Source organism: Streptomyces sp. NPDC028289 (assembly GCF_055565975.1).
In genome coordinates, this window is the sequence record NZ_JBVHTI010000001.1 from 787,024 (window position 1) to 805,348 (window position 18,325).

Here is an 18,325-nt window from a genome sequence, read left to right on the forward strand (position 1 = left end):
GCCGGGGGTATCCCCGGCCGAGGGCTGGGGGAGGAACTGTGCGAGCAACCACGAACCACCCGCACTCGCGCACTCACAGCGCCCACGCCCCGGTAGCGAACTACCGCTCCGCCGTCTTGTAACCCCGCCCCCACTGCAACCCCCACCCGTACAACCGGTCCAGCTCCCCCTGGAACCCGTAAACGAACTTCACCTCACGCCGGACGACCAGCTCGCCCTTCACGTTCTCGATCATCACCACCGCACACGACCGGGCCTGCGGATGCCGTTCGTCGAGGCCTATCTCGATCCGCGGCCCGTTGCTCGGGTACAGCGTGACGATCGCGTGGGTGCGGTCGAAGGCCGGTGTCTGGTCGTAGATGTAGACGAACACCAGCAGCCGCTTGATGTCGTCCCGGTGGTCGAGGTTGACGTACATCGTCTCGCCGGACGCCGACCCGAACCGGTCGTCGCCGCTGAGCTTGACGTACGGCGGTGCGTTCACGTCCCCGAGCAGGCCGCCGAGCGGCTGGACCACCCCCTTCGTCCCGTCGGCCAGCTCGTACAGCGCCCCGAGGTCGAGGTCGACGTTGACCATGCTCTGCCCGTGCCCGATCACCTCCGGCGGCCTGAGCGCCTTGAAGGGGTGCCGCAGCAGACTCGTGCGCTGTTCGCCGTCGAAGTCGGACGTCCGCATCCGCCAGCTCAGGTTGATCCGCAGGTTGCCGGTGGCCGCGCCCTGCTTGGTGAGGGACACCTGCTGGTGCCGCCTGGTGAGCTCGATGGAGTTGGACGCGGCGCTGCCCGAGTCGAACTCGGCCGCCTTCCCGCCCAGCAGCCCGTCGAAGAAACCCATTCCCGCCCCCAGTAACTCCTGAAAACGCCTGGGGGCGGCCGACCGGTCGGCCGCCCCCATCAGAGCGTTCCTCGTCGAGGAGGGCGTCACACCCTCCGTTTTCGGCCCGGCGAGCCGGTTCAGACCCCGGAGGAGACCTCAGCCTTGTCGTCCGACCCGGCGTTTCCCTCGGCCTCCGCGAGCCGCTGGTTGCGCCGTACGGAGGACCAGAAGGACCAGCCGATCAGGACGACGCCGACGAGACCGGTGATGACCTCGTTGATCTCGTACTGGATGGTGACCATCAGGATCACGGCCAGCGCGCCGATCGCGTAGTGGGCGCCGTGCTCCAGGTAGACGTAGTCGTCCAGGGTGCCCTGGCGGACCAGGTAGACGGTGAGCGAGCGGACGTACATCGCGCCGATGCCGAGGCCGAGGGCCATGAGCACGATGTCGTTGGTGATGGCGAACGCGCCGATCACGCCGTCGAAGGAGAAGGACGCGTCCAGGACCTCCAGGTAGAGGAACATGAAGAACGCTGCCTGGCCGGCCAGCAGGACCGCCGACTTCTTCTTGCCGGTGCGCTCGGCCTCTTCCTCCTCCTCGTGCTCGCGCTCCTCCTCGGCTTCGAGGCGGTCCTCGAAGAAGCCGGAGAGGCCGCCGACGATCATGTAGGTGATCAGGCCGGCGATGCCGGCGATCAGGACCGTCTGCGCCTTGTCGACGTGACCGCCGCCGTGCTGGTGGGCGTGGGTGGCGAAGGTGAAGGAGGTGATCAGCAGGACGATCAGGGCGATGCAGACCGACAGCATGTCGACCTTGCCGAGCTTGGCGAGCGGGCGCTCGATCCAGCGCAGCCACTGGATGTCCCGGTCCTCGAAGATGAAGTCCAGGAAGATCATCAGCAGGAACATGCCACCGAACGCGGCGATCGCCGGGTGGGCGTCGGTGACCAGCTCCTGGTAGCGGTCCTTGTTGTTGAGCGCGAGGTCGACGGCCTCGATGGGGCCCATCTTGGCGGTGATCGCGACGATGACGACCGGGAAGACCAGCCGCATGCCGAAGACCGCGATGAGAACGCCGACCGTGAGGAAGATCTTCTGCCAGAAGGCGTTCATCTTCTTCAGGATCCCGGCGTTGACGACCGCGTTGTCGAACGACAGGGAGATCTCCAGGACGGCGAGGATCGCCACGATGCCGAAGGCCTCCCACCCCCCGTAGAAGACCGCGGCGACCAGGCCGAGCGCGGTGATCGCGAACGACCAGCCGAAGGTTTTCAGAAGCACTGGCTACCCAATCTTGTGTGTACGGGTCTCGCTCGCGCCGTACTCGGCTTTACCTACTGTTGACCACGAAGTGTAGAGGGCGCCGGTGTCCTACGGGTGGGTCGGGCCCTACATCCGGACTGTGCGGTGCTATGAGACGTTCACACCGAAGTCGAGCGCGATGCCGCGCAGGCCGGAGGCGTAGCCCTGGCCGACGGCGCGGAACTTCCATTCGCCCTGGTAGCGGTAGAGCTCGCCGAAGATCATGGCGGTCTCGGTGGAGGCGTCCTCGGACAGGTCGTAGCGGGCGAGCTCCTGGCCGTCGGCCTGGTTGACGACCCGGATGAACGCGTTGGAGACCTGGCCGAAGGTCTGGCCGCGCTCGTCGGCCATGTGGATCGAGACCGGGAACACGATCTTGTCGCAGGTGGCCGGCACCTTGGGCAGGTCGACCAGAATCGATTCGTCGTCGCCCTCGCCCTCACCGGTGAGGTTGTCGCCGGTGTGCTCCACGGAGCCCTCCGGGCTCTTGAGCTGGTTGTAGAAGACGAACCACTCGTCGCCGAGGACCCGCCCGCCCTGGCACAGCAATGCGCTGGCGTCCAGGTCGAAGGGGGCGCCGGTGGTGGAGCGGGCGTCCCAGCCGAGTCCGATCATGACGTTGGTGAGGTTCGGTGCGGCCTTCGAGAGGGAGACATTGCCTCCCTTGGCGAGCGTGACGCCCATGGTGATGGTCCTCCCCTAGCGGTGTTTCTCCGGTTGTCCTGCACGTCCGGCGCCGACCGTAAACGGTGCGGCGCCGGACAGAGCGGACTTTCGAACGCCCCAGGGGCGTTCACCTGGCTCAGACGTTGACGCCGAAGTCCTGGGCGATGCCGCGCAGGCCGGAGGCGTAGCCCTGGCCGATGGCGCGGAACTTCCACTCGGCGCCGTTGCGGTAGAGCTCACCGAAGACCATCGCGGTCTCGGTCGAGGCGTCCTCGGACAGGTCGTAGCGGGCGATCTCGGCGCCGCCGGCCTGGTTGACCACGCGGATGAACGCGTTGCGGACCTGCCCGAAGGACTGCTGGCGGTTGTCGGCGTCGTAGATCGACACCGGGAAGACGATCTTGTCGACGTCGGCGGGGACCGTGGCCAGGTTGACCTTGATCACCTCGTCGTCGCCCTCGCCCTCACCGGTGAGGTTGTCACCGGTGTGCTCGACCGAGCCGTCGGGGCTCTTGAGGTTGTTGAAGAAGACGAAGTTCTGGTCGCTGGCGACCTTGCCCGCCGAGTTCAACAGGAGTGCGCTGGCGTCCAGGTCGAAGTCGGTGCCGGTGGTGGTCCGGACGTCCCAGCCCAGACCGACGAGGACCGCGGTCAGGCCGGGGGCCTCCTTCGTCAGCGATACGTTGCCGCCCTTGCTGAGGCTGACTCCCACGAGTCCTCCCATGTGTGTCCAGGGGCGGGGAGCCCCGTCGTGCTTCGGATACCGGATCAACGACTCGATCCTAGTGACGGGTTCCCGCCGCACGCAGGCCCTGGACCCCGAAGAATCACGGGGTGTCGGCCATGCGGACCCCTAGGGGGTCACAGCGCGTCGAGCGCCGTCACGTACTCGTTCAGGTCGCGGGCGTCCGGCAGGCCGTTGACCACGGTCCAGCGCACGACACCCTCCTTGTCGATGACGAAGGTGCCGCGCACGGCGCAGCCCTTGGCCTCGTCGAAGACGCCGTAGGCGCGGGAGGTCTCGCCGTGCGGCCAGAAGTCGCTCAGCAGCGGGTACTCCAGGCCCTCCTGCTCGGCGAAGACGCGCAGGGTGTGGATGGAGTCGTTGGAGACCGCCAGCAGCTGGGTGTCGCGGTCCTCGAACCTCGGCAGGTTGTCGCGCAGCTCGCACAGCTCACCGGTGCACACACCCGTGAAGGCGAACGGGTAGAAGAGCAGCACCACGTTCTTCTCGCCGCGGAAGTCGGAAAGCTTCACGGCCCGGCCGTGGTTGTCCTTGAGCTCGAAGTCGGGCGCCTTGTCGCCGATCTGGATCGCCATCGCTGCATCCCTTCGTAAGGGGCTGTTCGGGTGGGGACACCCTATGCGGCGACTCCTGCGCGGCGATCACGGCAGGCCGGTGGACGGACCGGCGTCCGGTCCGTCCACCGGCGGAGCTCAGCGCTTCTTGGCGGCGGCCTTCGGCGTGTTCAGCCGGCTGCCGTTCCAGTCCTTGCCCACGCTGACGCTCTTGGTCTGCGAGAGGCCGGCGGTCGTGACCGCCTCGCCGATGTCGCTCGGCTCGACGTAGCCGTCGCGGCCGGTCTTCGGCGTCAGCAGCAGGATCGAGCCACCTTCCTCGAGGAAGCCGAGGGCATCGACCAGCGCGTCCGTCAGGTCGCCGTCATCCTCACGGAACCAGAGCACCACGGCGTCGGCCACGTCGTCGTAGTCCTCGTCCATCAGCTCGTTGCCGATGGTCTCTTCGATGGACTCGCGGAGCTCCTGGTCGACGTCGTCGTCGTAGCCGATCTCCTGGACCACCTGGTCTGGCTGGAACCCCAGCCTGACGGCAGGGGTGGTCCGCTCCTCCGCGTGGTCCGCGGTCGCGCTCACGGGTTGCCTCCTGATCATGTCTTGGTGATGAACTCAGCCACGCGCGTGCGCGAAGCATTGGCCGTAGTCCACACGGGCGGGACGGATCGCGCAAGTACCCGGCCGTTCGGACCGCCGAAACGGTGACGATCCCGGCCGTGTCGCCGCAACTCCCGGCACCGTATCGCGGACGGGCGTGACACACACCACTCCCTTTTGCCCGCTATGCCGCTTTCGGAATCATCCTCACATACGACGGTCGAACGAGTTTGCCGAGCGCGTCACACCCCGGGCGTATCGTTGCGTTTTGGCCGGTCCCGAGTTACCCCGCGGTAGAGATGACGTGCACAGCCCCGGGGTGGACGATGGACAGCGGTGCAGGCAAAACGCAGGGAAAAACGGCGAAAACAGAAAAAACCAGGGAATCAGTGCCCCTCTGACAGGTAAGGAACAGCGTGGCTTCCGGATCCGATCGCAACCCGATCATCATTGGCGGCCTTCCGAGTCAGGTTCCTGACTTCGACCCCGAGGAAACCCAGGAGTGGCTCGACTCGCTCGACGCCGCCGTGGACGAGCGCGGCCGGGAGCGGGCCCGTTATCTGATGCTCCGCCTGATCGAGCGCGCCCGCGAGCGGCGCGTCGCGGTGCCCGAGATGCGCAGCACGGACTACGTCAACACGATCCCGACCCGGGCCGAGCCGTTCTTCCCGGGCAACGAGGAGATCGAGCGCAAGGTCCTGAACGCGACCCGCTGGAACGCCGCGGTGATGGTCTCCCGCGCCCAGCGCCCGGGCATCGGCGTCGGCGGCCACATCGCCACCTTCGCGTCCTCGGCGTCCCTCTACGACGTCGGCTTCAACCACTTCTTCCGCGGCAAGGACGACGGCCTCGGCGGCGACCAGGTCTTCTTCCAGGGGCACGCCTCCCCCGGCATCTACGCCCGCGCGTTCCTGCTCGACCGGCTCAGCGAGGCCCAGCTCGACGGCTTCCGCCAGGAGAAGTCGAAGTACCCGGACGGCCTCTCCAGCTACCCGCACCCGCGCTCCATGCCGGACTTCTGGGAGTTCCCGACGGTGTCGATGGGTCTCGGCCCGATCGGCGCGATCTACCAGGCGCGGATGAACCGCTACATGCACGCGCGCGGGATCGCCGACACCTCGAAGTCGCACGTGTGGGCGTTCCTCGGCGACGGCGAGATGGACGAGCCGGAGTCGCTCGGCCAGCTGTCCATCGCGGCTCGCGAGGGCCTCGACAACCTGACCTTCGTCGTCAACTGCAACCTGCAGCGGCTCGACGGCCCGGTGCGCGGCAACGGCAAGATCATCCAGGAGCTGGAGTCGGTCTTCCGGGGCGCCGGCTGGAACGTGATCAAGCTGGTCTGGGACCGCACCTGGGACCCGCTGCTCGCCCAGGACCGCGACGGCGTGCTCGTCAACAAGATGAACACGACCCCCGACGGTCAGTTCCAGACCTACGCCACCGAGTCCGGCGCGTACATCCGCGACCACTTCTTCGGCGACGACCAGCGGCTGCGCGCGATGGTCGAGCACATGACCGACGACCAGATCCTGCACCTGGGCCGCGGCGGCCACGACCACCGCAAGATCTACGCGGCCTTCAAGGCGGCCACCGAGCACCGGGGCCAGCCGACGGTCATCCTGGCCAAGACGATCAAGGGCTGGACGCTGGGCCCGAACTTCGAGGGCCGCAACGCCACGCACCAGATGAAGAAGCTGACGGTCGCCGACCTCAAGGGCTTCCGGGACCGGCTGCACCTGCCGATCTCCGACAAGGAGCTGGAGTCCGGCCTGCCGCCGTACTACCACCCGGGCCGGAACTCGGAGGAGATCCAGTACATGCACGACCGGCGCAAGGGCCTGGGCGGCTACGTCCCGACCCGCGTCGTACGTTCCAAGCCGCTCGCGCTGCCCGACGACAAGACGTACGCGACCGTGAAGAAGGGCACGGGCCAGCAGTCGATCGCGACCACGATGGCCTTCGTCCGTCTCCTCAAGGACCTCATGCGGGACAAGGAGCTCGGCCGCCGCTTCGTGCTGATCGCGCCGGACGAGTACCGCACCTTCGGCATGGACTCCTTCTTCCCGAGCGCGAAGATCTACAACCCGCTCGGCCAGCAGTACGAGGCGGTCGACCGCGACCTGCTGCTCGCCTACAAGGAGTCGCCGACCGGACAGATGCTGCACGACGGCATCTCGGAGGCCGGCTGCACGGCCTCCCTCATCGCCGCGGGTTCGGCGTACGCGACACACGGCGAGCCGCTCATCCCGGTCTACGTCTTCTACTCGATGTTCGGTTTCCAGCGCACCGGCGACCAGTTCTGGCAGATGGCCGACCAGCTGGCGCGCGGTTTCGTCCTGGGCGCGACCGCCGGCCGTACGACCCTGACCGGTGAGGGCCTCCAGCACGCCGACGGCCACTCCCAGCTGCTCGCCTCGACGAACCCGGGGTGCGTGGCCTACGACCCGGCGTACTCGTACGAGATCGCCCACATCGTCCAGGACGGCCTGCGGCGCATGTACGGCGGCGACGCGGAGCACCCGCACGGCGAGGACGTCTTCTACTACCTGACCGTCTACAACGAGCCGATCCAGCACCCGGCCGAGCCGGCCGACGTGGACGTCGAGGGCATCCTCAAGGGCGTGCACCGGATCAGCGCGGGCACGGCGGGCACGGTCGCGGCGCAGATCATGGCGTCGGGCGTGGCGGTGCCGTGGGCGGTCGAGGCGCAGAAGATCCTCGCCGAGGACTGGAACGTGAAGGCCGACGTCTGGTCCGCCACCTCCTGGAACGAGCTGCGGCGCGAGGCCGTGGCCTGCGAGGAGCACAATCTGCTGCACCCGGAGGAGGAGCAGCGGGTGCCGTGGGTGACGCAGAAGCTGAGCGGCGCCGAGGGTCCGTTCGTGGCCGTGTCCGACTGGATGCGGTCGGTTCCGGACCAGATCGCGCGCTGGGTGCCGGGCACGTACCAGTCGCTGGGCGCCGACGGCTTCGGCTTCGCCGACACGCGGGGCGCGGCGCGCCGGTTCTTCCACATCGACGCGCAGTCGATCGTGGTCGCGGTGCTGACCGAGCTGGCCCGCGAGGGCAAGCTCGACCGTTCGGTGCTCAAGCAGGCCATCGACCGGTACCAGCTGCTGGACGTCACGGCGGCGCACCCGGGCGCGGCGGGCGGCGACGCGTAGCCGCGTAGTCGCTGCGCTCGGCTTCGGCCGGTGCAGACGGTGGGGAGCTGCGGGTCCGGTGGGGGCTGATCGCGCAGTTCCTCCCCCAGCCTTCGGCCGGGGGTACCCCCAGCGCCCCCTTCGGGGCGCGGGAGTTGCCTACGATGCCCCCATGGAACGACAGTCGGCGCAGGCCCGTTGGGAGCAGGTCACTCAACGGCCGTTGCTGGCGCTCGCGGTGGTCTTCGCCATCGCCTATGCGCTGCCGATCGTGGACAGTTCCGCGGGGCACGTCCTGACGTCCGCGTGCACGGTCGCGGAGTGGGTGGTGTGGGGCTCCTTCGCCCTGGACTACCTGGTACGGCTGGCCCTGGCGCCCCGGCGCCGGGAGTTCGTGCGGACGCACTGGATAGACCTGTGCGCGGTGGTGCTGCCGTTGCTCCAGCCGCTGCGGCTGCTCCGGCTCGTCGCGACGCTGATGCTGGTCGGGCGACGGGCGCGGATGGCCTCCCAGATCCGGCTGACGACGTATGTCGTCGGCGCGGTCGTCGGCCTGCTCATGTTCGGCTCGCTGGCCGTCCTGTCGGTGGAACGCGACTCGCCGAACGGGAACATCCGGACGCTGGGTGACGCGCTGTGGTGGTCGTTCACGACGATGACGACGGTGGGGTACGGGGACCACGCGCCGACGACGGGGCTGGGCCGGATGATCGCGGTGGGCCTCATGCTCTCCGGGATCGCCCTGCTGGGTGTGGTGACGGCGAACATCGCCACCTGGTTCATCGCGCGCTTCGAGAAGGACGACGTGGAGGAGCGCCGGCAGACGGAGGCGATCGCTCTGCTGACGGAGGAGGTACGGGCGCTCAGGGCTGAGGTGACGGCGTTGCGCTCACCGGCGCCGGCCGGGTGCCGCTGCGCCCACCCGTGCCGCCTGGGGGTCCCCCCAGGCCTTTCGGGCACTGGGGGAGGCACGACTGCCCGCAGCTGAGACGCTTGCACGGGTACCGCTTCGTGGGTGGGCGCCGCCCCAGCGGCACGACTGCCCGCAGCTGGGAAGACGGATGCGGCTGGGGAGCGCCCCGTAAGGGGCGCTGGGGGTACCCCCGGCCGAAGGCTGGGGGAGGAACTGCGCGAGCAACCCCCACCGGGGCGCGGGCTACAGCGGTGATACGCCACCCAGCCACAGCAGCGCCAGCAGCGTGTCGATCGCTCCCAGTACCACTGCCACCAGCGCCGGTATGGAACTCTTCGGGTTCCACGACCGGCCCATGGAGAGCCAGCCGCACACCAGCGCCGCAGGCCCCAGCACGATCCCCAGCGTGAAGAAGCCGGCGACGGCGCAGATCGTGCCGATGATTCCCAGCGTGTCGCGGTCCAGCCCTCCCCCACTCTCGGCTGCGCTCGAGCGGGGGGACCCCCATCGTGGGCCTGCGGCGCCACGTGAACGGGGGTACCCGCGTGTTCGTTGCCCGAAGCTCGCCATCATCAACTCCTCGGTCTCCGTGACCTGTTCGGGTTGACGATCGGGTACCCCTGTTCCGCGTCCGCAGACCTGCCCGCGCGCTGCCCCCCTCCGGCAGCGCGCCGCGGCCCGGCTGTCCCCCCATGCCCTGCGGAGGACTTGACCCACTGTGACCTGCGGCGCGTGCCGAGGGCGAGGAATCTTTAGCGGAGTCACCCTGATAGGTGAACTCCGCCTGGAGATGCCTCAGATGTGGCCCACGCCCGCGTCAGCACCCGCGTTCTCGCCGCGCTTGGTGAACAGCGCGACCACGATCGCGACCGCCGCCACCCCCGCCGCGACGAGCGAGGCGAGGCTCATGCCGGAGATGAACGTGTCGTGGGCGACGCCGGTGATCTTCGCGGCGATCTCCGCCGGCGTGCCCTCGGCCACCGGCGCGACACCGACCTGGACGGCTTCCGAGGCCTGCGCCAGCTGCGCGTCGGTCAGCTTCGGCAGCCCCGCGTCGGCCCAGTTGCCCGGCAGGTCGCCGTCGACCTTGGAGGCCATCACGGCGCCGAGGACGGCCGTACCGAGGCTGCCGCCGATCTGCATCGCGGCCTGCTGGAGACCGCCGGCCACGCCGGACAGCTCCATCGGCGCGTTGCCGACGATGACCTCGGTGGCGCCGACCATGACCGGCGCGAGGCCGAGGCCGAGCAGGGCGAACCAGAGGGACATGAGCGCGCTGCCGGTGTCCGCCTTCAGCGTGGACATGCCGTACATGGCGATCGCGGTGGCCGCCATGCCACCGGCCAGCGGGATGCGCGGGCCGAGCTTGGTGATCGCGGCGCCGGCCAGCGGGGAGCCGACGATCATCATGCCGGTGAGCGGGAGGAGGTGGAGGCCTGCGTCGACCGGGTCCATGCCGTGCACGTTCTGGAGGTAGAACGTCACGAAGAACAGGCCGCCCATGAAGGCGATGGCCATCAGGACCATGAGCACGACGCCCGCGGAGAGCGGGACCGAGCGGAACAGGCCCAGCGGGATGAGCGGCTCCTTCACCCTCGTCTCCCAGAAGGAGAAGAGGGCGAAGCCCAGCACCGACGCGGCGATGAACGCCCAGGTCTTGCCGTCGCCCCAGCCCCAGCTCGGTGCCTTGATGAGCGCCCAGACCAGGCAGAACATGGCACCGGAGAGCAGGCCGATGCCGAGCAGGTCGAAGGAGCGCGGCGCGTTCTCCGCGCGGTGGTCGAGCAGCATCACCACGCCGAGGACCAGGGCGATCGCACCGACCGGCACGTTGATGAAGAACACCGACTGCCAGCTGACGTGCTGGACCAGCACACCGCCGAGGATCGGGCCGCCCGCGGTGGAGGCGCCGATGACCATGCCCCAGATGCCGATCGCCATGTTGAGCTTCTCGGCCGGGAAGGTGGCCCGCAGGAGGCCGAGCGCGGCCGGCATCAGCAGCGCGCCGAACAGGCCCTGGAAGACGCGGAAGGTGACGACCAGGCCGATGCTGTCGGACAGGCCGATGGCCCCGGAGGCCGCGGCGAAGCCGACGACGCCGATCAGGAACGTCTGCCGGTGGCCGAAGCGGTCGCCGAGCTTGCCCGCGGTGATCAGGGAGACCGCGAGGGCGAGGAAGTATCCGTTGGTGATCCACTGGACCTGGGCGAAGGTGGCGCCGAGGTCCTTCTGGATCGCGGGGTTGGCGATGGCCACGATGGTGCCGTCGAGGGCGACCATCATGACCCCGACGGCGACGGTGATCAGGGTGAACCAGGGGTGGCCGCGCAGGCCGGAGGCCGGCGGCTGTTCCGGCAGGGCTGCTGGCGCCTTGTCCCCCGACCCCGTCGTGTCGATCGTGGTCTGACTAGTCATGCGTTCGAGGCTAGTGACAGCCGCTGACAGTTGACAAACAAATTCACTAGTCAGTAACTGTCAGGCATGGAAACGCTGCGCGAACGCAAGAAACAGCGCACCCGGGACATGCTGCTGCGGTCCGCACTCGAACTGTTCGTGACCCAGGGCTACGAGCACACCACCGTCGACGAGATCGCGGCGTCCGTCGACGTCTCGCAGCGCACCTTCTTCCGCTACTTCGCCAGCAAGGAGGACGTGGCCTTCTTCGTGCCGCGGCTCACCGAGGAGCACTACGTGGAGGCGGTGCGCCGCCGCCCGCCCGGAGAGCCCCCGCTGGAGGTGCTGCGCCGGTCGGTCATGGACAGCTGGGACACCATCGAGGAGGCCATCGAGCGGTACGTCCCGGTCGAGCTGTTCCTGCGCACGTACAAGATGATCGAGGCGACCCCGGCCCTGTTCGCCGCCCGGCTGCGGCGCCAGTCGGAGACGGAGGAGGAGATCGCGCGGATCGTCGCCGAGCGGGAGGGCGTCGACCCGGACACCGACCCCCGGCCCCGGCTCGTGGTCGCCGTGTTCGGCGCGGTCATCCGGGTCACCGAGCGGCACTGGTCGGTCGGCGACGACTTCAGCGTCACGGCGATCCGCGAACTCACCGCGTCGTACCTCGATCAGGTGGGACCGGCCCTCACCGGGAACTGGCGCGAGGTCTGACGCCTTTTCACACGGCCCTGAGACAGGCCTCACGTTTGCCGAAACGTGATAACTGTCACTCAGTTACCGCGAGACCCCTTCGTTCTCCTAGTGTGTCCTCCCAGTGACTTCCTTCGACACCTCCCCGCCCCTCAACGTCTGGCGCGCACTGCTTGCCCTGGCCGTCGTGTTCGTGATGCTCGCGACCACCGGCTGGACCGCCCTGCGCGCGCACCGTGAGACCACCGCCCTGCAGGCTTCCCTCGCCAAGTGGGAGCACGGCAGTGTCCACGGCCTGCGCCTGCCGGACCCGGAGGCGTCGCCCGCGCTGCTCACCCGGTTCTTCGCGTCGCTCACCGCGCAGGAGCGCGACCGGCTCGTGCACCGTTACCCGCTCGCCGTGGGCAACATGAACGGCGCCCCGGTCGAACTGCGCTACCGCGCCAACGACATCGCCCTCGACCAGCAGCGCGCCGTCGAGAAGAAACGTATGCACGACCCACGGCTCAGCGCGGCCGGCCACCAGGACGCCGGCCGTCGTATGCACCGCTACGAGGCGCTGATGACGAAGGGCCGGCAGATCCTCGCCTTCGACCCGGACGGCAGCGGCCGGGTCGCGGAGGTGTTCGGCGACCTCACGAAGGCCGAGCGGATCTCCGTCGTCGTCCCCGGCGTCGATACCGACCTGCTCACCTTCCAGAAGACGAACCGGCAGTACACCGCGCCGGTCGGCATGTCCAGGGCGCTGTACCGGGCGGAGCGCACGGCGAGCCCCTCGACCCGTACGGCGGTGATCGCCTGGGCCGACTACACCGCACCCGACGGCCTCGGCGTGGGTGCGGCGACCGGGACGGCCGCCGAGCAGGGTGCCGTACGCCTCAACGCGCTGCTGCGCGCGCTGCCCGGGGACGCGCCGGTGTCGATGTTCTGCCACAGCTACGGCTCGGTGGTCTGCGGGGTCGCCGCGCACGCCATGCCGGACCGGGTGGCCGACATAGCGGTGGCCGCGAGCCCCGGGATGCGCGTCGAGAACGCCTCCCACCTGGGCACCTCGGCCCGGGTGTGGGCGATGCGGGACGCCTCCGACTGGATCCAGGACGTCCCCTACCTGGAGCTCGGCGGACTCGGCCACGGCGCCGACCCCGTCTCCTCCTCCTTCGGCGCCCGGGTGCTGTCGGCGCACGACGCGAAGGGACACGCCGGCTACTTCGAGCCGGGCACGGACAGCCTGCGCAACCTCGCGGACGTCGGGGTCGGCGCATACGGCGCGGTGACCTGCGCCCACGACGATGACGGGTGCCGGGCGGGTTTGTCCGGCACGTTGATGGCCGGACGCGCGTAGAGACAGCAGGAAGTGCGGTATGCGCGGGGATGGGACTGGGAAGCACGTGCCGCATACGATGAGCCGCATGGGTGACGTACTGGCCGGATTTCATGCTGCCTGGGAGTTCGAGTCCGACTCCGTGCTCATCCGCTACGAACGGGGGATTCGAACACCCAAGCTGTTCCAGAGCCTGGGTGAACGCCGGGTGCCGCTGGCCGCGCTGGAGGGCGTGACGCTCACGCCCGGGAAGCGGGGCACGGTCGTACTGAAGGCCGAGCCGCGCCCCGGTGCCGACCCCCTGCTGGAGGCGGCGGCCGGACAGCTGAAGGACGGCAGCGACCCGTACCGCCTGGTGGTCCCGGCGGAGCGGGCGACCCTCGCCGAGTACTACGCCGACGAACTGCGACCGCTGCTCACCGCGTCGGGACCGGCGGAACGGTTCCTGGTCGCCGCGCCCGAGGGGCCCCGGCAGTTCAAGGCGTACGACGGGAAGGCGAGCTTCGACGGCAGGGCCGTGCACTTCCGGTGGTCGTGGACGGGCGCGTCCACGGCGAAGTGGAAGGCCGGCGACCAGAGCTTCGCCGTCGCCGACCTCGGGGGTGTGGAGTGGCGGTCGCCCGAGGTCTTCGAGGGGCACCTGCGACTGCTGCGGCGGGACCTCGCGGGGGCGGCGCCGACGGTCCCGGCCGACCAGGATCCGGCGACCGTGGTGTTCGGGCTGGGATACGGCCCGGTGCACGAGTCGTTGCCGTTCGCCGCGGCGGTGCTGGAGGCCCTGCGGGCCAAGGGGGCCGCGGCGGTGCCGGTGCCGGCGGGGCGGCGGGATCCCGCGGACATCGCGGAGCGGATCCGGCATCTGGTGGAGCTGCATCAGGCAGGGCTGGTGACCGATGAGGAGTTCGCCGCGAAGAAGGCGGAGTTGCTGGCGGAGTTGTGAGGAGCGGTTGTTCGGCTGCCGGCCGGTAGGGGCTGGTCGCGCAGTTCCCCGCGCCCCCCAAGGGGGCGCTTTTCAGTTGCCGCCGGTTTCGTAGAAGCTGATCTTCCGGTCCAGGACCGACAAGGTGTCGTGGAGCTCGGCGATGCGGGCCACGACGTCCCTTCTCGTCTGCTCCAGCAGTTCTCGGCGCTCGGCGTAGGTCGTCTCGCCCTCCCTCACCAGTTCCGCGTAACGGACCATGTCGGCCACCGGCATGCCGGTCAGGCGGAGCTTGGTCACGAAGTCGAGCCAGTCCAGGTCGCGGTTGCTGTAGCGGCGCTGGCCGGTGTGGGAGCGGTCGATGCTGGACATCAGGCCGATCCGCTCGTACCAGCGCAGGGTGTGGGCGGTCAGTCCGGTGAAGGCGACGACCTCGCTGATCGTGTAGCGGTCCTGGCCCTCGGGGCGCGGATGCCGGCGGGGCGGGGCGGAACAGATGTCGGCGGGCGCTCGGTCGGGCTGCTGGGTGGGGGCCGCGGTCGTGGTCTGCATCACCGTCATGCGCCCACGCTATGGCCTTGGAGTGCACTCGAAGCAAGCGGAACCCGGTAAGAAATACGCGCGACGGGCGGGCCGGACGGTGACTAGCGTGCGGGCATGAGTCTCGTACGCCGTGCCACGGCCGGGGACGCCGCGGAAGTGCTGCGTCTGCGCCAGGTGATGATCGACGCGCTGCCCGGCGGGGACAGCTCCACAGGATGGCATGCCCAGGCGCGGCCGGCGCTGGCGGAGAGACTGGGCGAGCCGGACGGGGACTTCGCCGCGTTCGTCGTCGACCATCCGGACCGGCCGGGGGCGCTTGCGGCGCTGGTCGCCGGGACCGTCGACTACCGGATCGGCAAGGCGGGCAGCCCGCACGGCCGCTCCGGGTACGTGTTCAGCGTGGCGACCGACCCGGACGCCCGCCGGCGCGGGTACGCGCGCGCGTGCATGGAGGAGCTGCTGGCCTGGTTCCGTGAGCGGGGTGCGGGGCAGGTCATGCTGACCGCGTCCGCGGAGGCCGAGCCGCTCTACGCCGCTCTGGGCTTCGTCCACAAGCCGGACCCCACGATGATGCTGCGGCTCTGAGCCGCTTAGGGTCGTGGGCATGTCCTTGAACAGCCTCGCGTCGATCGAGAACTGGCCCGTCCCCACCGCCGCGGCGGGTGTCGTACGCGCCGACGGGACGGTCCCCGGGACCCACGGGCCGGTCGGACACCGCTTCCCGCTGGCCTCCGTCACCAAGCCGCTGGCGGCGTACGCGGTGCTCGTCGCGTACGAGGAGGGGGCGGTCGAGCTCGACGAGCCGGCGGGGCCGGAGGGGGCGACGGTACGGCACCTGCTCGCGCACACCTCGGGGCTGGCCTTCGACGAGCACCGGGTCATGGCGCCGCCCGGGGAGCGGCGGCTGTACTCGAACGCGGGGTTCGAGGTGCTCGGGGAGCATGTCGCCAAGGCGACGGAGATGCCGTTCGCGGAGTACCTGCGGCAGGCGGTGCTGGAGCCGCTGGGCATGACGTCGACGTCGCTGGAGGGCTCCCCGGCGAAGGACGGCGTGTCGTCCGTGTCGGACCTGCTCCGCTTCGCGGCCGAGCTGCAGGCGCCGCGGCTGCTGGACCCGCGGACGGTGGCGGAGGCGACGCTGAGGGTGCAGTACCCGGGGACGAAGGGCGTGCTGCCGGGGTACGGACACCAGAACCCGAACGACTGGGGGCTGGGCTACGAGATCCGCGACTCCAAGTCGCCGCACTGGACGGGGGCTTCGTCCTCGCCGCGGACGTTCGGGCACTTCGGGCAGGCGGGCACGTTCCTGTGGGTGGACCCTGAGGTGGGGTTGGCATGCGTCGCGCTGACGGACAGGGCGTTCGGCCCATGGGCGATCGAGGCGTGGCCGGCGTTCACGGACGCGGTGCTGGCGGAGCTGCGAGGCTGAGGCCGGCGGGGGCGGGGGGGTCGCTTACCGGCGCTTGCAGGGTGCCGCTGCGCCCACCCGTGCCGCCCTGCGGCACGCCTGCCCGCAGCTGGGTATCTGCCACGGCCGCCCGCAACTGAGTAGCCGACACGGCCACGCGCGGCTGAGTAGCCGACACGGCCGCCCGCGGCTGAGTAGCCGACACGGCCGCCCGCGGCTAGGTAGCCGACACGGCCGCGCGGCTATGTGGGACGCGGCTGGGCAGCGCCCCATAAGGGGCGCTGGGGGTACCCCCGGCCGAAGGCTGGGGGAGGAACTGCGCGATCAGCCCCCACCCGGCCGCAGCCGGACAACGACCGTCGCTACCCCGCCATTTCCCACAGCAACAGCTCCGCGTCCGTGATCCCCGACGCCTCCAAGTCCTTCGCGCCGGTGACCCGAACCGAATCCCCCGGCCCCAACTCCTCGTCCCCCAGCCGTACATCCCCCCGCACCACGTGCACATACACGTACGCCCCGTCCGGCACCGCCGTCCGCTCCCCCGTGCCGAGTCGGCGGACGTGGAGCATCGCGCCGGCCTCGGGGACCGCGTACGGGGTGGAGTCGGCGATGCCGCGGACGACGTCGTAGGAGGGCTCACCGCCGGGCCGCACCGGGGCCAGCCACATCTGGACGAAGGTCAGGGGCAGCGGCCCGTCGTTGCGCTCCACGTGACGGACGCCCCCCGCCGAGCTGAGGCGCTGGACGTCCCCGTGCCGGACCACCGTCTCGTGGCCCGCCGAGTCGCGGTGCGTGAGCTCGCCCTCGACCACCCACGTCACGATCTCGGTGTGGCTGTGCGGATGCTCGCCGAAGCCGGCGCCCGGTGCCAGGCGCTCCTCGTTGCAGGCGATGACCGCCCCGAAGCGCAGGTTGTCGGGGTCGTAGTGCGGGCCGAAGGAGAAGGCGTGCGACGACTCGATGCCGGTCGCCGGGTCGCCTCCCGGATAGCGCTGCGCCGCGCGCCTGACGTCCATCACAGCACCACGGTAGACCGCAGTCGGCACCCGGCGGCGCAGGCTCCCGTCCGGATAAGGCAGTCTTGTCCCCGTGCCCGAACCCGTAATGCGCAAGTCCGACCCCTCGGCTCGTCCGGTCCACCCGCACTCCGCGACCCTGAAGCGGCTGGAGAAGTCGTCCGGCAGCCTCGCCGCCCAGGCCATCGCACGCATGGACGAGACCCTGCCGTGGTACCGGGCCATGCCTCCGGAGAACCGCTCCTGGATCGGGCTCGTCGCCCAGGCGGGTATCGCGGCCTTCACCGAGTGGTTCCGGCACCCGGACGCCCCGCAGGCGATCTCGACGGACGTGTTCGGGACCGCGCCGCGGGAGCTGACCCGGGCGATCACGCTGCGGCAGACCGTGGAGATGGTGCGGACCACCATCGAGGTGATGGAGAGCGCGATCGACGAGGTCGCGGCGCCGGGCGACGAGAGCGTGCTGCGGGAGGCGCTGCTGGTGTACGCCCGTGAGATCGCCTTCGCCACCGCCCAGGTGTACGCCCAGGCCGCCGAGGCACGCGGTGCCTGGGACGCGCGGCTGGAGTCGCTGGTGGTCAACGCCGTGCTGAGCGGAGAGGCCGACGAGGGGGCGGTGAGCAGGGCCGCGGCGCTCGGGTGGAACTCGCCCGACCATGTGTGCGTCGTGCTCGGGACCGCGCCCGACGGGGACAGCGAGCTGACCGTCGAGGCGATCCGGCGGGCCTCCCGGCACGCCAAACTGCAGGTGCTGACGGGGGTGCTCGGGGACCGCCTCGTCGTCATCGCGGGCGGCAACGACAATCCGCTGGCCGTGGCCAAGTCGCTGATCGGGCCGTACGCGGCGGGACCGGTCGTCGCGGGGCCGGTGGTGCCGGACCTGCTGGCGGCCACCCGGTCCGCGCAGGCCGCCGCCGCCGGGCTCAAGGCCTGTTCCGCCTGGCAGGACGCGCCGCGGCCGGTGCTGGCGGACGATCTCCTCCCGGAGCGCGCCATCGCGGGCGATCCGAGTGCGCGCGAGCAGTTGGTGGAGGAGATCTACAGACCGCTGGAAGAAGCCGGTTCGGCGCTGCTGGAAACGCTGAGCGTCTATCTGGAACAGGCGAGCAGCCTGGAGGGTGCGGCCCGGATGCTCTTCGTTCACCCGAACACCGTGCGCTACCGGCTCCGACGTGTGACTGACGTCACCGGATGGTCACCTTCCGATGTACGATCCGCGTTCACACTGCGGATCGCGCTGATCCTGGGGCGTCTGGTCGATGGAGATCCCCAGTCATAGGATTTTGTCGGGGGCC

At 69.9% G+C, this 18,325-nt stretch carries 18 protein-coding genes; 8 read left to right on the top strand and 10 right to left on the bottom strand.

All coding sequences use genetic code 11. From position 1 onward, the window contains the following. Positions 1-100: 100 nt before the first annotated feature. From ACZ4UV_RS03515 to ACZ4UV_RS03540, 6 genes are all read right to left on the bottom strand, one after another. A complete protein-coding gene (locus ACZ4UV_RS03515; protein ID WP_390045292.1) occupies positions 101-835 on the bottom strand; it encodes a TerD family protein in 735 nt (244 codons plus the stop codon). 119 nt (positions 836-954) lie between these two features. Next, on the bottom strand, positions 955-2,100 hold the full coding sequence (locus ACZ4UV_RS03520) for a DUF475 domain-containing protein (protein ID WP_467835655.1): 1,146 nt from the start codon (positions 2,098-2,100) through the stop codon (positions 955-957). Between the two features lie 129 nt (positions 2,101-2,229). Then, on the bottom strand, positions 2,230-2,805 hold the full coding sequence (locus ACZ4UV_RS03525) for a TerD family protein (RefSeq protein ID WP_093503514.1): 576 nt from the start codon (positions 2,803-2,805) through the stop codon (positions 2,230-2,232). 118 nt (positions 2,806-2,923) lie between these two features. After that, entirely contained in the window at positions 2,924-3,499 is a 576-nt protein-coding gene (locus ACZ4UV_RS03530; RefSeq protein ID WP_093503512.1) for a TerD family protein, read from the bottom strand. A 149-nt stretch (positions 3,500-3,648) separates the two neighbouring features. Further along, positions 3,649-4,107: a peroxiredoxin gene (locus ACZ4UV_RS03535; RefSeq protein ID WP_293998302.1), complete on the bottom strand. Its 459-nt coding sequence runs from the start codon at positions 4,105-4,107 to the stop codon at positions 3,649-3,651. 117 nt (positions 4,108-4,224) lie between these two features. Next, positions 4,225-4,662 (bottom strand): DUF3052 domain-containing protein, encoded by a 438-nt coding sequence (locus ACZ4UV_RS03540; protein WP_207921612.1) that lies wholly within the window; start codon positions 4,660-4,662, stop codon positions 4,225-4,227. Positions 4,663-5,096: 434 nt separating this feature from the next. On the opposite strand from ACZ4UV_RS03540, the gene aceE reads away from it, so the two are divergent. Both aceE and ACZ4UV_RS03550 read left to right on the top strand, forming a co-directional pair. Next, positions 5,097-7,844, top strand: a complete 2,748-nt coding sequence (gene aceE, locus ACZ4UV_RS03545) for a pyruvate dehydrogenase (acetyl-transferring), homodimeric type (RefSeq protein WP_390045288.1) — start codon at positions 5,097-5,099, stop codon at positions 7,842-7,844. Between the two features lie 151 nt (positions 7,845-7,995). Further along, entirely contained in the window at positions 7,996-8,811 is an 816-nt protein-coding gene (locus tag ACZ4UV_RS03550; protein WP_451023417.1) for a potassium channel family protein, read from the top strand. Between the two features lie 168 nt (positions 8,812-8,979). Here the strand turns inward: ACZ4UV_RS03550 and ACZ4UV_RS03555 are convergent, their stop codons facing one another. Together ACZ4UV_RS03555 and ACZ4UV_RS03560 are read right to left on the bottom strand one after the other, a co-directional pair. Beyond that, positions 8,980-9,309: a small hydrophobic protein gene (locus tag ACZ4UV_RS03555; protein WP_467835657.1), complete on the bottom strand. Its 330-nt coding sequence runs from the start codon at positions 9,307-9,309 to the stop codon at positions 8,980-8,982. 222 nt (positions 9,310-9,531) lie between these two features. Continuing rightward, complete coding sequence (locus ACZ4UV_RS03560; RefSeq protein WP_451022533.1) at positions 9,532-11,151, bottom strand: MFS transporter; 1,620 nt, start codon at positions 11,149-11,151, stop codon at positions 9,532-9,534. 66 nt (positions 11,152-11,217) lie between these two features. Between ACZ4UV_RS03560 and ACZ4UV_RS03565 the strand changes: the two genes are divergently transcribed. The 3 genes from ACZ4UV_RS03565 (at position 11,218) to ACZ4UV_RS03575 (ending at position 14,084) form a co-directional block, all read left to right on the top strand. Further along, positions 11,218-11,844, top strand: a complete 627-nt coding sequence (locus ACZ4UV_RS03565; RefSeq protein ID WP_390045282.1) for a TetR family transcriptional regulator — start codon at positions 11,218-11,220, stop codon at positions 11,842-11,844. Positions 11,845-11,947: 103 nt separating this feature from the next. Next, a complete protein-coding gene (locus ACZ4UV_RS03570) occupies positions 11,948-13,165 on the top strand; it encodes an alpha/beta hydrolase (RefSeq protein ID WP_451022534.1) in 1,218 nt (405 codons plus the stop codon). 67 nt (positions 13,166-13,232) lie between these two features. Continuing rightward, on the top strand, positions 13,233-14,084 hold the full coding sequence (locus ACZ4UV_RS03575) for a DUF4429 domain-containing protein (protein WP_390045278.1): 852 nt from the start codon (positions 13,233-13,235) through the stop codon (positions 14,082-14,084). A 72-nt stretch (positions 14,085-14,156) separates the two neighbouring features. On the opposite strand, the gene ACZ4UV_RS03580 is transcribed toward ACZ4UV_RS03575, so the two are convergent. Further along, complete coding sequence (locus ACZ4UV_RS03580; RefSeq protein WP_467835660.1) at positions 14,157-14,624, bottom strand: MerR family transcriptional regulator; 468 nt, start codon at positions 14,622-14,624, stop codon at positions 14,157-14,159. Positions 14,625-14,720: 96 nt separating this feature from the next. Between ACZ4UV_RS03580 and ACZ4UV_RS03585 the strand changes: the two genes are divergently transcribed. Both ACZ4UV_RS03585 and ACZ4UV_RS03590 read left to right on the top strand, forming a co-directional pair. Further along, on the top strand, positions 14,721-15,191 hold the full coding sequence (locus ACZ4UV_RS03585; protein ID WP_451022535.1) for a GNAT family N-acetyltransferase: 471 nt from the start codon (positions 14,721-14,723) through the stop codon (positions 15,189-15,191). Positions 15,192-15,210: 19 nt separating this feature from the next. After that, positions 15,211-16,035 (top strand): serine hydrolase domain-containing protein, encoded by an 825-nt coding sequence (locus tag ACZ4UV_RS03590; protein WP_451022536.1) that lies wholly within the window; start codon positions 15,211-15,213, stop codon positions 16,033-16,035. Positions 16,036-16,376: 341 nt separating this feature from the next. Here ACZ4UV_RS03590 and ACZ4UV_RS03595 read toward each other — a convergent pair whose 3' ends face one another. After that, positions 16,377-17,030: a pirin family protein gene (locus ACZ4UV_RS03595; protein WP_467836527.1), complete on the bottom strand. Its 654-nt coding sequence runs from the start codon at positions 17,028-17,030 to the stop codon at positions 16,377-16,379. A 73-nt stretch (positions 17,031-17,103) separates the two neighbouring features. Between ACZ4UV_RS03595 and fasR the strand changes: the two genes are divergently transcribed. Beyond that, positions 17,104-18,309: a fatty acid biosynthesis transcriptional regulator FasR gene (gene fasR / locus ACZ4UV_RS03600; RefSeq protein ID WP_351500088.1), complete on the top strand. Its 1,206-nt coding sequence runs from the start codon at positions 17,104-17,106 to the stop codon at positions 18,307-18,309. Positions 18,310-18,325: the final 16 nt, after the last annotated feature.

Coding starts and splice junctions, on each gene's coding strand:
- ACZ4UV_RS03515 (WP_390045292.1), bottom strand. CDS start 835: ATGGGTTTCTTCGACGGGCTGCTGGGCGGGAAGGCGGCCGAGTTCGAC.
- ACZ4UV_RS03525 (WP_093503514.1), bottom strand. CDS start 2,805: ATGGGCGTCACGCTCGCCAAGGGAGGCAATGTCTCCCTCTCGAAGGCC.
- ACZ4UV_RS03535 (WP_293998302.1), bottom strand. CDS start 4,107: ATGGCGATCCAGATCGGCGACAAGGCGCCCGACTTCGAGCTCAAGGAC.
- ACZ4UV_RS03550 (WP_451023417.1), top strand. CDS start 7,996: ATGGAACGACAGTCGGCGCAGGCCCGTTGGGAGCAGGTCACTCAACGG.
- ACZ4UV_RS03555 (WP_467835657.1), bottom strand. CDS start 9,309: ATGATGGCGAGCTTCGGGCAACGAACACGCGGGTACCCCCGTTCACGT.
- ACZ4UV_RS03560 (WP_451022533.1), bottom strand. CDS start 11,151: ATGACTAGTCAGACCACGATCGACACGACGGGGTCGGGGGACAAGGCG.
- ACZ4UV_RS03565 (WP_390045282.1), top strand. CDS start 11,218: ATGGAAACGCTGCGCGAACGCAAGAAACAGCGCACCCGGGACATGCTG.
- ACZ4UV_RS03575 (WP_390045278.1), top strand. CDS start 13,233: ATGGGTGACGTACTGGCCGGATTTCATGCTGCCTGGGAGTTCGAGTCC.
- ACZ4UV_RS03580 (WP_467835660.1), bottom strand. CDS start 14,624: ATGACGGTGATGCAGACCACGACCGCGGCCCCCACCCAGCAGCCCGAC.
- ACZ4UV_RS03585 (WP_451022535.1), top strand. CDS start 14,721: ATGAGTCTCGTACGCCGTGCCACGGCCGGGGACGCCGCGGAAGTGCTG.
- ACZ4UV_RS03590 (WP_451022536.1), top strand. CDS start 15,211: ATGTCCTTGAACAGCCTCGCGTCGATCGAGAACTGGCCCGTCCCCACC.
- ACZ4UV_RS03595 (WP_467836527.1), bottom strand. CDS start 17,030: ATGGACGTCAGGCGCGCGGCGCAGCGCTATCCGGGAGGCGACCCGGCG.